The organism is Thalassotalea profundi, from assembly GCF_014653195.1.
Lineage (GTDB): Bacteria > Pseudomonadota > Gammaproteobacteria > Enterobacterales > Alteromonadaceae > Thalassotalea_B > Thalassotalea_B profundi.
The window spans coordinates 92,203-108,499 of record NZ_BNAH01000009.1 but is presented as its reverse complement, the minus strand read 5'-3'; the positions used below and the strand labels follow the sequence as shown (position 1 = coordinate 108,499).

The 16,297-nt window shown below is 37.4% G+C and carries 13 protein-coding genes; 6 read left to right on the top strand and 7 right to left on the bottom strand.

Going from position 1 to position 16,297, the window contains the following annotated elements:
- The first annotated feature begins 140 nt into the window (after positions 1-140).
- Positions 141-956 (top strand): 23S rRNA pseudouridine(2604) synthase RluF, encoded by an 816-nt coding sequence (gene rluF / locus IE155_RS11935; RefSeq protein WP_373295372.1) that lies wholly within the window; start codon positions 141-143, stop codon positions 954-956.
- Positions 957-1,023: 67 nt separating this feature from the next.
- Here rluF and IE155_RS11930 read toward each other — a convergent pair whose 3' ends face one another.
- Positions 1,024-2,901 (bottom strand): SUMF1/EgtB/PvdO family nonheme iron enzyme, encoded by a 1,878-nt coding sequence (locus IE155_RS11930; protein ID WP_189378481.1) that lies wholly within the window; start codon positions 2,899-2,901, stop codon positions 1,024-1,026.
- Positions 2,902-3,334: 433 nt separating this feature from the next.
- Between IE155_RS11930 and IE155_RS11925 the strand changes: the two genes are divergently transcribed.
- On the top strand, positions 3,335-3,937 hold the full coding sequence (locus IE155_RS11925) for an FMN-binding negative transcriptional regulator (protein ID WP_189378480.1): 603 nt from the start codon (positions 3,335-3,337) through the stop codon (positions 3,935-3,937).
- A gap of 15 nt (positions 3,938-3,952) precedes the next feature.
- On the opposite strand, the gene IE155_RS11920 is transcribed toward IE155_RS11925, so the two are convergent.
- From IE155_RS11920 to uvrA, 3 genes are all read right to left on the bottom strand, one after another.
- The gene (locus IE155_RS11920) at positions 3,953-4,849 is read right to left on the bottom strand and encodes a spermidine synthase (RefSeq protein WP_373295369.1); all 897 of its coding nucleotides are present in this window, start codon (positions 4,847-4,849) and stop codon (positions 3,953-3,955) included.
- Positions 4,842-5,420 (bottom strand): fused MFS/spermidine synthase, encoded by a 579-nt coding sequence (locus IE155_RS11915; RefSeq protein WP_189378479.1) that lies wholly within the window; start codon positions 5,418-5,420, stop codon positions 4,842-4,844. Before IE155_RS11915 ends, IE155_RS11920 begins: the two co-directional genes overlap by 8 nt.
- A 223-nt stretch (positions 5,421-5,643) precedes the next feature.
- Positions 5,644-8,472 carry an excinuclease ABC subunit UvrA gene (gene uvrA / locus IE155_RS11910; RefSeq protein WP_189378478.1) on the bottom strand — a complete coding sequence of 943 codons (2,829 nt, stop codon included), beginning with the start codon at positions 8,470-8,472 and terminating at the stop codon, positions 5,644-5,646.
- Positions 8,473-8,606: 134 nt separating this feature from the next.
- Between uvrA and IE155_RS11905 the strand changes: the two genes are divergently transcribed.
- Together IE155_RS11905 and IE155_RS11900 are read left to right on the top strand one after the other, a co-directional pair.
- On the top strand, positions 8,607-9,977 hold the full coding sequence (locus IE155_RS11905; protein ID WP_189378477.1) for an MFS transporter: 1,371 nt from the start codon (positions 8,607-8,609) through the stop codon (positions 9,975-9,977).
- A 60-nt stretch (positions 9,978-10,037) separates the two neighbouring features.
- Positions 10,038-11,120, top strand: coding sequence for a methyl-accepting chemotaxis protein (locus tag IE155_RS11900; protein ID WP_189378476.1), 1,083 nt, complete (start codon positions 10,038-10,040; stop codon positions 11,118-11,120).
- 86 nt (positions 11,121-11,206) lie between these two features.
- Here the strand turns inward: IE155_RS11900 and IE155_RS11895 are convergent, their stop codons facing one another.
- Together IE155_RS11895 and IE155_RS11890 are read right to left on the bottom strand one after the other, a co-directional pair.
- The gene (locus IE155_RS11895) at positions 11,207-11,689 is read right to left on the bottom strand and encodes a GreA/GreB family elongation factor (protein WP_189378475.1); all 483 of its coding nucleotides are present in this window, start codon (positions 11,687-11,689) and stop codon (positions 11,207-11,209) included.
- Between the two features lie 45 nt (positions 11,690-11,734).
- Positions 11,735-12,187 carry a hypothetical protein gene (locus IE155_RS11890; protein ID WP_189378474.1) on the bottom strand — a complete coding sequence of 151 codons (453 nt, stop codon included), beginning with the start codon at positions 12,185-12,187 and terminating at the stop codon, positions 11,735-11,737.
- A 309-nt stretch (positions 12,188-12,496) separates the two neighbouring features.
- Between IE155_RS11890 and IE155_RS11885 the strand changes: the two genes are divergently transcribed.
- Both IE155_RS11885 and IE155_RS11880 read left to right on the top strand, forming a co-directional pair.
- Complete coding sequence (locus IE155_RS11885; protein ID WP_189378473.1) at positions 12,497-14,515, top strand: NADPH-dependent 2,4-dienoyl-CoA reductase; 2,019 nt, start codon at positions 12,497-12,499, stop codon at positions 14,513-14,515.
- Positions 14,516-14,600: 85 nt separating this feature from the next.
- The gene (locus IE155_RS11880) at positions 14,601-15,005 is read left to right on the top strand and encodes an MAPEG family protein (protein WP_189378472.1); all 405 of its coding nucleotides are present in this window, start codon (positions 14,601-14,603) and stop codon (positions 15,003-15,005) included.
- An 82-nt stretch (positions 15,006-15,087) separates the two neighbouring features.
- On the opposite strand, the gene IE155_RS11875 is transcribed toward IE155_RS11880, so the two are convergent.
- Positions 15,088-16,200 carry a c-type cytochrome gene (locus IE155_RS11875; RefSeq protein WP_189378471.1) on the bottom strand — a complete coding sequence of 371 codons (1,113 nt, stop codon included), beginning with the start codon at positions 16,198-16,200 and terminating at the stop codon, positions 15,088-15,090.
- Positions 16,201-16,297 lie beyond the last annotated feature (97 nt).

Genomic DNA, 16,297 nt, shown 5'->3' with positions numbered 1-16,297 from the left:
AACTCAATTGTTATTTTTGTAATATTAAAGCCAGCTACTTACCTAGCTGGCTTTTTATTAAGTCCACTTGGTATAATCTAGCTAAATAATATGAGTGGGAACTAATTGTGAGTCAAATAGAAAAGCGATTAAATAAATATATTAGTGAATCAGGTTTTTGTTCTAGGAGAGCGGCTGATAAATTAATTGAAGAAAATCGTGTGACTATCAATGGGAACGTTCCTGAGCTGGGAACCAAAGTACAACCAGGTGATACCGTGTGTGTAGATGGCAAGATGATAAATGCAATGCCAACGAATAAGTCTGACCGAGTATATATCGCTTATAATAAACCTATTGGTATTACTTGTACCACTGAACGTCATGTTAAAGGCAATATTATTGATGCAATTCGGCATAAGGAGCGTATATTTCCAATTGGTCGTTTAGATAAACCATCAGAGGGCTTAATTTTCCTTACGAGTGATGGTGATATTGTTAATAAAATTTTGCGGGCGGAAAATGCCCACGATAAAGAATATATTGTTACTGTGGATAAACCTATTAGTGAGCGCTTTATTGAACGAATGTCTCGTGGTGTTCCCATCCTCGGCACTATTACAAAACCTTGTGTGGTAAAACCACAAAGTAAGTTTGTTTTTCGGATTATTTTAACACAAGGTCTTAATAGACAAATTCGTCGTATGTGTGAATATTTGGGCTATGAGGTAACTAAATTAAAACGTTCCCGTATTATGAATGTTGAGCTGAGTAATCTTAAGCCTGGTCAATGGCGTAACCTAAGTAAAGATGAAATGGCTGAAATTAACGCGGCAGTAGCAACATCTTCAAAAACTTCAGTGAAAGTTGATAGTGAAATTAAAGTGACAAAAAATGCTAATCAGCCAATATTAAAAAAGATAAATAATAAAAAGCCTTCAGCTTCACGGTTATCATTAAAGGCGAAAAAACAATAAATTACAGAGTGATAAATAAAAAAATAGGAGCTATTTAGCTTCTATTTTTTATGGGTTAAATTTGCATTTAATTTTCACGTAATGCTCTAAAACCTAAGTAGTTAGAGCGAAAACCAGGTGATAATTCTAACCTTACAGAGGTACGAGCTAGTTTAGGTGCAAAGTTCCATGCACCACCTCGTGCAACTACTTTAGCGCCATTAGTGAGTTCCCACACATTACCGACGATATCATATAAACCAAATTTATTTGCTCTAAAAGATGCCACAGGGGCTGTACTTATATTTGACCATTTGCTACCACAGTAAGCGCAGTTTGCTTTACCATTACCGATGTCATTTCCCCACCAGTAATTGTCAACACTGCCGGCACGTGCCACATATTCCCACTCTAACTCATTAGGTAAACGATACTTTCTTTCTGTTTGTTTAGTCAGCCACGCTAAATATGCTTTACTGTCTCTATCACTGACACAAACTACAGGATGCTCATCTGTTTGTTTAAACCCAGGATTACGCCAGTTTAATACACTGTTATATTGAGGTTCGCCATCAATATACGCAGCACAGCCATTTTCGCTCTCGGCTTCGGTAACGTAGTTAGTTGCTTTAACAAAGCGTTTAAAGTCACCGACAGTAATTTGACTTTGTCCAATAGCAAAAGCTTTCAAAATTTCTTCGCCACGAGCGGGCTTCTCGTTGCTTAAACCTGCACCTTTCATATCGCCCATTTGAAATCGACCAGCGGGGATACCAATTAACTCAGGTCCTAATTCATCACCTGGAAGTATATCTTGAATTTTTTCGCCATTAGCAAAATTAATTGACGCTTTAACTAACTCGGCTTTGATGGTGGTGTTTTTGATTAAACGTAAAGATTGTTGGTAATCTAAATAACCAGGTTTTGTAATAACAATATCATGCATACCTGCGCTAAGCATGACTGAAAGTTTAGTTGAACCATAGCTTACTCCGTCAATAAAAACTTCATCATCATATTGATCTGAGCGAATTGTTACTTCATACAATACGGAGTTATCATCAAGCGAAATATTGTTACCTGAATCAACATTTATGGCTGCAGTTGCAGGGTGTTCTTCATCGTAAGTACAATAACGAGCTGACAAGTTTAGTAATTTACAAGCTTCAACATTCGGTAATGAACCTTGTAGTTCAACAGTAACCGAAGTGGTGTAGTTACCTTGACCACTAAATTCACCAGAAATTACTTTATGCTTTAATAAGCGAACTTGTGCGGCAGAGTCGTCTTTATAGTTACTAATTAATTTAGATTCAGTTGCGGCAGCATATAAACTATCAACAAATTCTTTCGAGGCTTTTTGTTTCGCTAGCTGATTACTGCGGGTTATACATTGTTTTAAGGTTTCTTGTGCATCACAAGTTACCATTTGCTTGGCTTGTAATTCACCTTGTTTTTCAAATTCATTACGTAAACGTTTAACACGAGCAATACGTATTTCTTCAATCAAGGCTTCACGAGCATTGGCTAAGGTAAAGCGTTCTAAATTGGCTTGTGCAAGTTTGGCTTTTAATTCTTCTTGCAGTTGTACACTTTCTTTAATTTCTTCTTTGTTACGCTTTTGGTTAATAATCGCTTGGCGGTATGCATTTTGTGCTTGGGCAATATCTTGTTCAGGGTTGTCCACCATTGCTTCATATTGTTCGTTCATATTAAGTAATGCTTGTGCTCTGGCATTTTGTAACTCGGCACCTTGATTACGTAATAAATTTAAGCGTTCTTGCTCGCCAGATACTTGAGTATTTAGATCATTCAATGACGAGATAAAGGCTTTATATTCAGCCTCTTTAGTCTCTAATTGAATTTCTAAACCATCAACTGATTTATCTGACATTGAATTAGCGGCGTAAGCTGCTGTTCCATATGAAAGACAACTTACTGTTAGAGCGAGTAAAGCCAAGCGCATGTTTATTATTTCCCGAACAATTTAGAGTTTCTTCTTTAATTAAATGCCTGATAGTTCGCCATTTCACTTAAAGATTTATTTCAACTTATCATTGATATAGTTTTAATTACTCAATCATATTTCCTCAAAGGGGAAATCGCAAGCGATAATCGGACAAACCTTCGATTTGTTATGTACTTGTAGCTGATAAGTTAATTGTTTATAAGTGAATTATCCCTTTACATATATAGCTATAAGCGCGAGTTGAGGGGTAATAAGGCGCACTATTTTTTAGTAAATATTACTTAGCGATATTCGCTGTTATTCACTTCTTATATTATTAAAAGTCTTGGTATGCTGAATACTTTATGTTTCGTATGGTTTTATCGATATACTTCAATCGTTATCAGTAATAAGCTTTCACCTTAAACATACAATTAGAAGGAGCGTTTCAGTGTACGTACCTGAAAAATGGAAGATGCCTGAGTTGGCCGACATCCATCAATTCATTCATAAGTATAGTTTTGTTACGCTTGTATCCCCTTCCTTGCAGGCGACTAGGTTGCCGGTTTTATTTGATTCTGAAAGTAATTGTTTAATTGGCCACTTTGCTCGTACTAATCCACATTGGCGAGAAATAGAAGCACAAGAATGTTTGGTGATAATTGATGGCCCCCATGCGTATATCTCTCCTACTTGGTATCAGCAAGCACCTAATGTCCCTACGTGGAATTATGCCTCAGTACATATTAAAGGACGTGCATCGTTATTGACTGAGAAAGAAAATCTTGAGGGGTTAAATAGATTGATAGCCAAATATGAGCCCTCATTATTAAATAAGAGAACTACAGTGACAGCTGAGCATCAGCAAAAGTTAAGTAAAGGAATTGTAGGTTTTAAAATTGATATACATAATATTGATGCTAAAGCTAAACTTGGACAACATCGTACAAGTGATGATCAGTTAGGAGTTGTTGATGGTTTGAAAATGCAAAACTCACCTGATAGCCAAGCTCTTTTATCTTTAATGCATTCTTTGAAGCTTGGCTTAGGTTGAGTTATCTAATTTACATTAATGGTTTAATAAGTTCGCCGGTGAAAACTGATCTGTTAGTACTTTAGTTTCTTCTGGCCAATCTTGATCGTCCTCAGTTGATGTTATCCAAGTGGTTAATTCAATAATATCAATGCCAAAAGGTGCGAGTTTGGCTTTTAAGCTTAAGGCTCTTTTAGCAATAATATCGCCACTAGGTAGAGGTTTATTGGTAGTTAAAATAACGCGATTACTGTTTTTATTGTTTCTTACGTTAAAAAAATCACCAAATACGGCTTTATATGTAGCTGATTCATGAGCGTATAGTCCGCTGACTGAAAATGTATTCGCGGTAATGACTCCACCTTCAGTGAGTAAGTCTTTACTTTCCTGTAAAAACTCCTTGGTAAGTAAATGCTCGGGAATGTAATCGCCATTAAAGGCATCGAGAATTATCCAATCATATTTTTGTTTTTTAATGGCAGCACGTTTAATAAAAATTCTTCCGTCAGCAGCGGTACTACTGATACGTTCATTTTCAATGAAACCAAAATACTGTTGAGCCACTTTGATTACCGCAGGATCTATTTCAACATTTTCTATAATGGCATTAGGGTAAAGCTGATGAATGGTGTTTGACATAGTGCCGCCGCCTAAGCCAATAATTAATACGCGTTCAGGCGCTTTTTCTAGTACTAATAAACTAGAAAATAACAGCTTTGTATAATTAAAGACTAATCGCTGGGGATCATTTTTGTATAAACAGCTTTGATTCGTTTTATTGTTTTTTTCATTGAATTTTAAACAACGTAATTGATGAGAATCTTCTACTAAAATATTTCGGTACATTGAACGTTCTTTGTGAACAATCTCAGCAAAGGCTGGAAGCGTTAAAAAACTGATGGTGACCAATAGTAAAGGTAGTAATTTATTCAACGGTAACTCCAGGAAGATTGTGTGACGATGAAATAACGAAGCGTTGATATAAAATAGCGGCTAGACCTAAAATCATCAACAAGCTGCTAAAAGCATAAATAATCGTATTAACTTCAAATAATAAAACAAAATAGAAAGAGGTGATAATTGTGCCCATTGCACTACCTAAAGTTGATACAAAGTAAAGCATACCCGCTACTTGTCCGCTTCTTTCTTTATCCGTTACTAATAAGCGAACAGAGTAAGGTGAGATCATTCCTAATATAATGGTGGGGATAAAAAACAACGCCATTGAGGCTAAAAAGGAACCATAACGGCTATCTTCCACCCGTATAAATATTGCTTCCATTATTGGTTCTGCCCACAACACAACAGGCAAAACTGTAAAGCCTGCGATTAAAAATATTAAGCCATAACGAGATAAAGAAGCGGCATGAATTGATAGACGCCCACCTACTAAATAACCTATTGATAAGCTCAGCATAAATACGGTAATAATACTGCCCCAAATATGAACACTACTGCCAAAATAAGGTGCTAATATTCTTCCGCCTAAAAGCTCTATTCCCATAATAGAAAAACCGCTTGAAAATGCGAGAAGATAAATAAATAAATTGTGGTAATTGAAAGGTGATTTAGCGTGTTGCAATAGAATTACTCATCTCTAAAAATGTTAAGCAGTATATTAACCTTATGTTTTATTGATATGCTAGAGAAAGATAGTATTTAGATAATTGTATGTGTAAATGAGTACTGTAACCACTCATTGAATGGTTACAGTATTTCGACAGGTGTTAAGTGTTCAATAAAGGTTTTAAAAATCTCGCTGTGTGTGATGTCTTATGTTCGGCGACTTGCTCTGGTGTGCCAACTGCAAGTATTTCACCACCACCAGAGCCACCCTCAGGTCCTAAATCGACAATCCAGTCTGCGGTTTTGACAACATCTAAGTTATGTTCGATAACAACTATCGTATTGCCATGATCTCGTAGGCGATGAATAACTTGAAGTAATTGTTTTATATCGTGAAAGTGCAAACCTGTAGTTGGTTCATCAAGAATATATAAGGTTTTACCGGTATCACGTTTTGATAATTCTTTTGACAGCTTAATCCGTTGAGCCTCTCCGCCTGAAAGAGTCGTGGCCGATTGTCCTAACTTAATATAACTTAAGCCAACATCCATTAAGGTTTGAAGTTTACGTTTTACCGCAGGTATAGCGCTAAAAAACTCTAAGCCCTCTTCAATAGTCATATCTAACACTTCATGAATATTTTTACCTTTGTAGCGTACTTCTAGTGTTTCTCTATTATAACGTTTGCTGTGGCAAACATCGCAAGGAACATAAACATCGGGTAAAAAGTGCATTTCTACTTTAATTAATCCATCGCCCTGACAAGCTTCACAGCGACCACCTTTAACATTAAAGCTAAAGCGCCCTGGTTTGTAACCGCGAGAGCGGGCTTCTTGAGTGCCAGCAAAAATATCACGTACATTGGTAAAAATTCCTGTATAAGTAGCGGGATTTGATCGTGGTGTTCGACCAATGGGGCTTTGATCAATATCAATAACTTTATCAAGTAGCTCTAAACCCTCAATAGCTTTGTGCGGAGCAGGTTCTTGGGTGGTTGCGCCGTTAAGTTGAATGTGAGCGAGTTTATATAAAGTGTCATTGATAAGGGTTGATTTACCAGAGCCTGAAACACCTGTTATACAAGTCATTAAGCCATTAGGAATGGTTAAATCAACATTTTTTAAGTTATTACCTGTGGCGCCAATCAGTTTAATGACATTGTTTTTATCAAATGGAGTACGTGTTTTGGGTATTTCAATAAATTCTCTTCCTGAAAGGTACTTTCCAGTAAGTGAGTCTTTACATTTTAATATGTCATCAACTGTACCTTCAGCAATAATTTCACCACCGTGTACACCTGCACCCGGGCCTATATCGATCACATGATCGGCTGCTCGAATGGCATCTTCATCGTGCTCAACTACAATAACAGTATTACCTAAATCACGTAAATGCACTAAGGTTTTAAGTAAGCGCTCATTATCACGTTGATGTAATCCTATTGAAGGCTCATCTAGTACATACATAACGCCCACTAGACCTGCACCTATTTGACTTGCTAAGCGAATACGCTGAGCTTCACCGCCAGATAAAGTGTCTGCACCGCGAGATAAATTTAAATAATTTAAACCAACATTGACCAAAAAGCCTAATCGGTCATTAATTTCTTTTAATATTTTTTCCGCAATTTGCCCTTTTTGACCTTTTAGGTCTAGCCCTTGGAAAAAGGCAAGTGCGTCAGCGATAGCAAGCCCCGCCACTTTATGTAGCGGAGTTTCAGCAATAAAAACATTACGTGCCTCAATACGTAAACGAGAACCATCACATGCAGGGCAATGTTGACTATTTAAATATTTTGATAACTCATCACGCACCGCGTTTGATTCTGTTTCACGATAACGACGATCCATATTATTTAAAATGCCTTCGAATGCGTGTTTACGGATCACAATATCACCACGATCATTCATATATTTAAATTCTATTTCTTGAGAGCCGCTACCGCGCAAAATTATGTTTTGGTGTTCTTCATCAAGTTTATTAAATGGTTTATCGACTGCAAATTTATAATGATCCGCTAATGCTTGTAACATTTGAAAATAATAAAAATTACGTTTATCCCAACCACGAATTGCTCCGCCTGATAAACTTAATTCCGGATTAGCAATAACACGGTTTGGATCAAAAAATTGTTGAATACCTAAACCATCACAAGTTTGACAAGCACCAGCAGGGTTATTGAATGAAAATAACCGTGGCTCTAATTCTTGCATACTGTAGCCGCATTGAGGACAAGCAAAATTTGCTGAAAACAACAACTCTTCGCGATCAGGTTCATCCATAAAGGCAACTTTAGCTGTACCTGCGGTTAATCCTAATGCGGTTTCAAACGACTCTGATAAACGTAGTTGTAGATCATCTCTCACTTTTACACGGTCAACGACAACTTCAATGGTATGTTTTTTATGTAACTCAAGTGGTGGAGGATCTGATAAGTCACACACCTCGCCATCAATACGTGCCCGAATATAGCCTTGAGCGGCTAAATTATCGAGTAGCTTTATATGTTCACCTTTACGGTTTTGAAGTATTGGCGCGAGTACCATAACTTTAGTACCTTCTTCTAGCTCAAGTACTTTATCAACCATTTGAGATATAGTTTGTGCGGCAAGCGGTGTATGGTGTGTAGGGCAACGCGGTTCGCCGACACGTGCATAAAGTAGTCTTAAATAATCGTATATCTCTGTAATTGTACCAACGGTTGAACGTGGGTTATGAGAAGTAGACTTTTGCTCTATAGAAATAGCGGGCGATAATCCCTCGATGTGATCTACGTCAGGTTTTTCCATTAATGATAAAAACTGACGTGCGTAAGCTGATAAAGATTCAACGTAGCGACGTTGGCCTTCAGCATATAATGTATCAAAGGCAAGAGAAGATTTACCTGAACCCGATAAACCAGTAATGACTATTAATTTGTCGCGGGGAATATCTAAACTAATGTTTTTTAGATTATGTGTGCGTGCGCCTCTAACTTCTATCTTTCTCATAATTTATCCACAGTAAATTGCAGCCGCATATTATTGCATAAAAACTGTTCGTCGAATATATGATTTTGTTCATTGAATTGCCGTGATAAACTTACGCGAAATTTTTCCTCTATTAAAAGTTAAAAGTAGTAAGTATGAGCGTATCAGGATTGAATAGTATTGAGAAAAAAGCAGCTTTTTCACTTGCGGCTGTTTTTGGTCTGCGAATGCTAGGGCTTTTTATGATACTGCCAGTGTTTGCTATTTATGGCCAAGAATTAATTGGTTATAGCCCCATTTGGATAGGGTTAGCCATTGGCGCTTATGGCTTAACGCAAGCTTTACTGCAAATTCCTATGGGGATGTTGTCTGATAAATTTGGCCGTAAGCCTATTATTTTAATTGGTTTAGTTATTTTTTTATTGGGAAGTATTGTTGCTGCAATGTCCGACACTATTTACGGTGTGGTTTTTGGTCGAGCTTTACAAGGCATGGGAGCTATAGCCAGTGCGGTGTTGGCGTTGGCTGCTGATTTAAGTAGGGAAGAGCAACGACCGAAAGTAATGGCAACTATTGGCATGTTTATCGGCCTATCGTTTACCTTAGCTATGGTTTGTGGGCCAATAGTAGCCGAGACATTTGGTTTAAGTGGTTTATTTTGGTTTACAGCGGTACTAACCCTTGGTGCCATGTTAATGATTCAATTTATGGTGCCGCATTCGGTTAATAAATCTCCGCGAGGCGATAACGTGGCGATGCCAGATAAACTTCTATCTTTGGTTAAAGATCCTCAATTATTTAGATTAAATATTGGTGTTTTTGCCTTACACATGGCATTAACAGCTTGTTTTGTCACCTTACCTAAACAATTTGTTAGTGCAGGGCTATCTTTAGATCATCATTGGCAGCTTTATTTGCCAACGTTACTTGGCTCTTTCTTTTTAATGGTGCCGTTTATGATTATGGCCATTAAAAAACAAAAAGAAACGCAGATGTTCGCTGCTGCTATTTTATTGTTAAGTTTTTCACTAATACTGATGTGGTATTTGCCATCGACTATTTTCAATTTAGTTCTTATGGTAGTGATGTTTTTTACCGCGTTCAACTATTTAGAAGCGACTATGCCATCAATACTTTCTCGTCTTGCTCCCGCTGGTGTTAAAGGAAGTGCAATGGGAATCTATTCAAGTAGCCAGTTTTTTGGGGCATTTTGTGGTGGTCTTGTTGGTGGTGCAATTGCTGGCGTTTTAAATGAGCATGCCATCTTTATAGTCATGGCGGCGGTTTGTTTGTGTTGGTTTATCGCTTCATTAGGTTTAAAACCATTGAAAAAGTCAAAAAGTTATAGTCTCAAAACATCTATTACTTCTGAATTACAAGCAGAACAAGTTGCAGACGAGCTTATTAATATGCCGGGGGTAATTGAAGCGACACTGGTACATAATGAATCTGTGGCTTATTTAAAAGTAGATGAGAAGTTAGTTGATTTAATGAAAGTAAAAAGCTTATTAAGGCCTACAAATTAGTTTACTAAAAGATTTTTAAGACTACACTTGGATTTATGTAAACTTGAAAAGTAGTGAACGATGTACCCATTTTCCACCATTAAAAAATTAGAAAGTAAAATCGCAGAATTAGAAGGACAATTAGCTGAACATCAGGAAATGAATTCAGCCCTTGTTGAAAGTAACCAAACACTTTCATTGGAACTTGAAAAAACATCATCTCATCAAGAAAGCGACCAGCAAAAAAGACTGTTGCAATGTGCTGTACAGGGCTTAATTCAAGTTAATGGTATTCGAGAAAGTGTTTACCACTCATTTAATCATATAGAAGAAGAGAGTCAGTCTATTGATCTGATTAATGAATTGTTTGATCTTTCTTCAGAATCTTTGAAATCTATTGTTGCTGGTATGGGCGAACTTTCAAAGAATATGGGAGGTATGACCGAAAATATTTCAGGATTGTCAAAAATGGCAGACAGTATTAATACCTTTGTTACGACTATTGCTAATATTTCTAATCAAACAAACTTGTTAGCACTAAATGCTGCTATTGAAGCGGCAAGAGCTGGAGAAGCTGGTCGAGGTTTTAGTGTAGTTGCTGATGAAGTACGATCTCTTGCCAATAATACCAATGACTCAGCTAATGAAGTTTCTGATCTAGTGAAAGAGATAATTAGCACGACCGGACATACTGTTGATTCTGTTTCTCATATTCAGACGACAAATGATGATTTATCTGACGGTGTAGGAAAACTTCAAGGTGATTACCAATCGATAGTTAAACGTTGCAACTCTATGAAGAGCACTATTTCTGAAGCTGCAAAACAAACCTTTATTCAAACCGTAAAGTTAGATCATGTGGTGTGGAAAGGCGATATTTATTCCGTTATTTTAGGGGAATCACACAAACGAGTTGAAGATTTTGCAGATCATCGCTCGTGTCGTTTAGGACAGTGGTGCCAGTCAACTGGTGCGGATCTATATGGAAATAATAATATTTTTCAACAGTTAGATACCCCTCATGCCTCTGTACATCGTAATGGTGTTGAAGCCTTGGCATTATACCTTTCAGGGGATATAGATTCAGCGATTAACCATTTAGAAAAAATGGAGCATGATAGTGAAAGATTAATGGCGCTATTGGATCGTTTATCTGCAACTTAAAGCAGAATAACTACACCGCACTATTTTGTATTTGTTATCTTGAAAAATAGCCTATAGCAGAGACTAAAATAAAAACTTAATAGCTCCTAATAAACATCTATTACTTCAAAAACTAATGATTTATTAGCTAAAAGTAGGTGGACTTCATCACCCATTTGCCTTGCAAGCATAGATTTTCCAATGGGTGATTTAGGGGTTATTACAGTAATGATATGCTGTTCTAGCTCGATACGAAATCCGGCGCCTGCAGGTGCAATAAAAAACCATTTATTGATACCAGCATCATTACTTAATTGTACTAATGATCCTACTTTTATTAAGGTGTCTTGGTTGTAAGTGCCTAGCGATAACTGTTTAATTTTGTGTATTTCTAATTCAATTTCTTGAGCGCGCCTCGCTTGTCCTTCTGCTAAATATCCTGCTTCAATAGCTAAAGTGTCATATTGCGTTTCTGCTACAGACTCTTCATCAATTGATGCTGCTCGAGCATTGTTTGCCGCTGTTGTTAATATTGAAAGCTCTTTTTCTAAATGAACAAGCAAACCCTCAAGTAATATTTTTTTATCCATTTTTCATCTTCAATAATAATGCTCAACAGAATGGCATTTTCTATTCTAAACGCTGATATCGACACCAATGGTGTGCCCCTGATGATTCTGCATGATCGACATGGCTGATTTTAGCATATCCAAGGTTGCTTCGTCGTTACGCGATAGTGCGCCTTGTATACCATCACGCGCCTTTTGAATAAAGTTGTACCGCGTTTTATCGTTATCTACCGATAGCTCACCGCTAAAACCACCACTTACAGGAATCTTCATTGCCATCGCCATGAAAGGTCGACCGTCATCAAGAGACATATCTCCGTTACGGATTTTTGTATTGGCCCAATCATTTAATTCCTGACGAGTCATGCGAGTAAAGTCTGCTTGTTTTGTGCCAGAATCAACTTGATTGTTATTAATTTGAGTCTCAGTTAGCAAAGTTGATAAAGTACTTGAATCAGAGGTAGACGGTTGCGTAGGTATGCTACCGTTTACATAATTTACGCCTGAGTTAATTATCATTTGTCCCTCTCTATTAATGGCGATATTTTTTGATAGTTAATATATGCAAAACATACGCCACAGTTATATATTATCGATAAGTGACTCATTCTAAGAGTTTTCACGGATTAAATTGATTAAGAGGAAAGTTTTTTCCAATTAGTAGGAAATACTTTGCCTAAACATACTGAGTTAAGTGCTTTGATAGTCATATAATTACGTACTTATTCTCCTCCATCTGACAGGTGTCAAAATTAAAGCTTGTCAAATGCGTAATGAACAACTATTTTATAGTTATCTGGTTAGACCTTTACACAATAAGATAAAATTATGACAACACCATTTCCACATTTATTAACGCCACTTGATTTGGGCTTTACGACAATACAAAACAGAACTCTGATGGGCTCTATGCATACAGGGCTTGAAGAAGAAAAAAATGGTTTTGCAAAATTAGCCGCTTTTTACCAAGCAAGAGCGAAGGGTGGTGTTGGTTTAATTGTGACAGGGGGGATAAGTCCAAATATGCGAGGCAGACTTGCCCCTTTTGGTTGTGAGCTAAGTCATTTTTGGCAGGTGAATAAGCATAAACAGGTAACTGAAGCGGTACATCAATACCCCACTAAAATCTGTTTACAACTGTTACATGCTGGTCGATATTCTTATCACCCTTTTAGTCTTTCCTCGAGTAAGAAAAAATCACCTATTAATCCTTTTACCCCTAAGGCGATGTCTGTAAGACAAATAAAATCGACGATTAAAGATTTTGCTTATTCATCTCATTTAGCCGCCAAAGCGGGCTACGATGGCGTTGAAATTATGGGTTCTGAAGGTTACTTAATTAACCAATTTAGCTGTGTGAGAGTTAATAATCGTGATGACGAGTGGGGCGGCTCTATAGAAAATAGAATGCGTTTAGGTTGTGAAATTGTTAAAGCGGTTCGGGAAAAGGTCGGTGAAAAGTTTATTATAATTTTTCGCTTATCGATGCTTGATTTGGTTGAAGGGGGCAATAGTTGGGAAGATGTTGTTACTATGGCAAAAGCGATAGAAGCTGCTGGCGCTACTATTATCAACACAGGTATTGGCTGGCACGAAGCGCGCGTTCCTACTATTTCAACGTCTGTTCCTCGCGCCGCGTTTACCTGGATTACAGAAAAGATGAAAAAAGAGGTCTCTATTCCTTTAGTGACCACTAATCGAATTAATACCCCAGAAGTTGCTGAAGATGTTTTAGCTAATGGTCAGGCCGATATGGTGTCGATGGCACGTCCATTTTTGGCTGATGCTGATTTTGTTAATAAGGCTTCTGAAAATAAAAGTAATGAAATTAATACCTGCATTGGCTGTAACCAAGCATGTTTAGATCATGTTTTTAAGCAAAAACGAGCTTCGTGTTTAGTTAACCCACAAGCCTGTTATGAAACTGAACTCATTATCAGTAATACCACTAAACCTAAAAATTTAGCCGTAATTGGTGCGGGCCCAGCGGGCTTAGCATTTAGCTTGTATGCCGCTCAAAAGGGTCATAATGTGACTTTGTTTGATCGTAGTACTGAGATTGGCGGCCAATTTAATGTGGCAAAACAAGTGCCAGGTAAAGAAGAGTTTTATGAGACATTGCGTTATTTCGATGTTCAATTGAAAAAACATCAGGTAACAATTCATTTAAATACCGAAGTTGATGTAGCGATGCTGGTCGAACAGGGCTTTGATGAAGTTGTGTTGGCGGCAGGTATTATTCCTAGAAAGCTTGATATTCCAGGAGCTGATCATCCTAAAGTTAAAAGTTACTTACAAGTGTTACGTGATAAAGAACCTGTTGGCGATAAAGTAGCTATCATCGGTGCAGGTGGTATTGGTTTTGATGTGGGATGTTATTTAGTTGAAGAAAAACAAGTAGATAAGCCTGATGAATGGTTAGCAAGTTGGGGAGTAGATAAAAGCTATCAACATAATGGCGCATTAACATCACCTGTTCATAAAGCTTCAGAAAAAGAAATTTATTTATTACAGCGAAAAACTTCAAAAGTTGGCGGAGGACTAGGAAAAACCACTGGCTGGATACATCGTGCTACATTACAGAAAAATAATGTCAAAATGTTAGCTGGGGTGAGTTATAAATCAATTGATGATCAAGGCTTACATATTGAAGTGAATGGAGAGGCGCAATTACTTGCGGTTGATAATGTGATTGTTTGTGCTGGCCAAGAACCGAATAGGAATCTACAGCAATCAATCATTGATGCGGGTATGGCAGTACACTTAATTGGTGGATCAAATATTGCAGCAGAACTCGATGCAAAACGTGCCATCAGGGAAGCCGCTGAATTAGCAATGAACATTTAAGATAGAGAACCAAGAACTTTGGATCTAGAAGTTAGGACCTGGGTTATGTTAGTCTCTATTTTGTTTTAATTATCAAGGTTTACTTATGTTATATCCTATGGCTGCCATGGTGTTGCTAGTTGTACTTGTTGGTTTAGTGGCAGTAAAAGCACGGTTTGGTAGTATAAAAAGAGGGGAGGTTAGTCCTAAGTACTTCCGTTTAATGGAAGGGGAAAATATTCCTGATGCTATGACGAAATCTACCCGTAACTTTAATAATCAATTTGAGCTCCCGATACTTTTCTATGTGGTATGTACGTTATATATTAGCTTAGGTCTAGAGAGTTCTGTTGGAGTAGTATCTGCATGGGCATTTGTATTTTTTAGATACCTTCATGCTTATATTCATTTAAGTTATAACTATACTATTCATAGAATGTTAGCGTTTTGGGCTGGCTTTATTTGCGTTATAGTTTTATGGGTAAACTTGCTGATTCAACAAGCGTCATAACCTTATAAAAATGTATTGTTAAGCGTCTCATCTTTATACGCTAGCCTAAATATATTCAGGCTAGCGTTTTTATTTTGGTTATTTAGTGGGTTGAAGAACTTAGCTCTTTACTGTCATTAATGCCTTCAGCACGTTTAACGGGATAACCTAAATTTTGCCAACCAAAAATTCCTTCCCATAGTACAGCTGTTTTTAAATAGCCACGATCTGTTAATTTGTTAGTTAAATAATCAGCAGCAGCTCTAGGGCAAGAGCAATAAGCGACAATTTGAACATCTTTTGGTAACTCTTTTTCTAGAGCATCAAAGTCAGTGTAATACGGAAGTGGGAAAGAGCCTTCAATATGAGCGGTTTGCCAAACAGAAGGTACTCTAGTATCAAGTAATACCATACGCTTTTTAGCTTTTAATGCGGCATATAAGTCAGCCGAAGTGACATAACCTTGTTCATTAAGGGTAAAGTTTGGATCGTCATTGTTTGGGTTTATAATATATTCCTTAGGAGTTGGAATATGCTTGAGTACCTGTGTTTCTTGCTTCCAACCACTTGCTTGACTGCGTAAAAAAGCCGTAACATTATCAATATCTGCTGAGCTAAGCTTATCTGCAAATGCGACCATAGGCGTGTCATTTCTGCCTTTTTCAATGGCATAACGAATAAATTCATCGCTATTGTGTGCTAATGCGGATTGATTGCCTAAGGCAGGGGCAGTTATACCTTCTCCTTTTTTACCATGACATGTCGCACAGTTCTCTTGGTAAACGACTTCCCCTCGTTGCACATCTCCAAGAACGGGGTTTGTCGACAATTTTACGCGATCAACACCGGCCTGCCAAAAAAGCCAATAGGTGAGATCCCAAGTTTCATCTAAGGTCATTGGTCCACCAACTTCATCTAAATAACCCCCCATAGCTGTACCTTGACGACCATAAGACATGGGGCGCAATATTGCATGCGGAACACCTGACTCAAATAAGCTTTTACTTCTTAAAGATGGTGCATGATCATTAGCATGGCCTTGACGATCGACCCCATGACATAATGAACAATACTTTTGATAATTAGCTGATGCTACCTTGGCTTGTTCAGGTGTTAGCTCTCTTGGCGGTGGTAGTTTTTCTCTTTCAACATTTTGAGCAAAAGAACTCAACGAAAGCAAAGCTAATGTTATTAGTACTATTCGATTAATTAACATAGATGATAATCCTTTATATCATTTTTAATATCTTATATTGCAAGCTTAGTTCTAAGTCTTTTTTAATCAACGCCTAAGCTCGCATGTAAATAGGGAA

Bases quoted from the DNA above. Each gene is read 5' to 3' on its own strand.
- IE155_RS11930 (WP_189378481.1), bottom strand. From the start codon at position 2,901: ATGCGCTTGGCTTTACTCGCTCTAACAGTAAGTTGTCTTTCATATGGA.
- IE155_RS11915 (WP_189378479.1), bottom strand. From the start codon at position 5,420: ATGGGAATAGAGCTTTTAGGCGGAAGAATATTAGCACCTTATTTTGGC.
- uvrA (WP_189378478.1), bottom strand. From the start codon at position 8,472: ATGAGAAAGATAGAAGTTAGAGGCGCACGCACACATAATCTAAAAAAC.
- IE155_RS11905 (WP_189378477.1), top strand. From the start codon at position 8,607: ATGAGCGTATCAGGATTGAATAGTATTGAGAAAAAAGCAGCTTTTTCA.
- IE155_RS11900 (WP_189378476.1), top strand. From the start codon at position 10,038: ATGTACCCATTTTCCACCATTAAAAAATTAGAAAGTAAAATCGCAGAA.
- IE155_RS11895 (WP_189378475.1), bottom strand. From the start codon at position 11,689: ATGGATAAAAAAATATTACTTGAGGGTTTGCTTGTTCATTTAGAAAAA.
- IE155_RS11890 (WP_189378474.1), bottom strand. From the start codon at position 12,187: ATGATAATTAACTCAGGCGTAAATTATGTAAACGGTAGCATACCTACG.
- IE155_RS11885 (WP_189378473.1), top strand. From the start codon at position 12,497: ATGACAACACCATTTCCACATTTATTAACGCCACTTGATTTGGGCTTT.
- IE155_RS11880 (WP_189378472.1), top strand. From the start codon at position 14,601: ATGTTATATCCTATGGCTGCCATGGTGTTGCTAGTTGTACTTGTTGGT.
- IE155_RS11875 (WP_189378471.1), bottom strand. From the start codon at position 16,200: ATGTTAATTAATCGAATAGTACTAATAACATTAGCTTTGCTTTCGTTG.